A 718-nucleotide genomic window follows, 5' to 3' on the forward strand; every position below is an offset into this window, starting at 1 on the left:
AGTACGTCGTCAGGTAGCAGCCGGCCGTGACCGGGTCGGCCACCGCCGACGGGTCGGGATAGCGGAGGAGCTGCAGGTCGCGGGTGGCGACCCAGCGGCGCCCCGCGAAGATCCACGGCATGGCCATCGCGCCGGCGATGAAATGGTCGTCCTCGTACCAGCGGTTGTAGGCGCGCTCCTGGCCGGGGTGCGGCTCGACCATGGTGATCAGCGCGTGCCCCGGGCGCACGCCGTACGGCCCGACGGCGGCCAGCTCCCCGTACGTCTCGCTCCTGGTGTCTTCGGTCATGGCAGCCAGGTGTAGCTGACAGGGCATCAGATGAGGAGGGTCGCGACCGCTTCCATGGCGAGAGGTGTGTCTTTGGCGGCCCAGGATGTGGAAAGTCATGCACGCCGGACGTTTACCGGCATAAGCTCCATGACTACTGCAGCTAACGCTGGTTAACGGCGTTGGCGCGGCACGAGTGATGGGAGTCAGCCGCCATGCCGGAAACCGCCACCGCACCCACCGTCGCCACCACGGCGCCCGTTCCCGGGCTTGCCGGGCGGGCGTCGCGGACGGGGGCCTCGCCCGTACGGGAGATCCTGGCGCTGACCGCGCGGCCCGAGGTGATCTCGTTCGCCGGCGGGCTGCCGGCGCCGGAGCTGTTCGACACGGCGGGGATAGCCGACGCCTTCGGGCGGGTGCTGGCCGACCGGCCGCAGCAGGCGTTGCAGT

General features: G+C 70.5%; 1 protein-coding gene and 1 pseudogene. One reads left to right on the forward strand and one right to left on the reverse strand.

Annotated features, from left to right (window positions below):
- The coding region (locus C3481_RS16130) for a hypothetical protein (RefSeq protein WP_219817684.1) at nucleotides 1-289 on the reverse strand (289 nt) is incomplete at its 3' end.
- 194 nt (nucleotides 290-483) lie between these two features.
- On the opposite strand from C3481_RS16130, the pseudogene C3481_RS16135 reads away from it, so the two are divergent.
- Nucleotides 484-718: pseudogene (locus C3481_RS16135) on the forward strand (hypothetical protein); the annotation flags it as partial.

The organism is Microbacterium sp. Ru50 (assembly GCF_002920555.1).
Lineage (GTDB): Bacteria > Actinomycetota > Actinomycetes > Actinomycetales > Microbacteriaceae > Microbacterium > Microbacterium arborescens.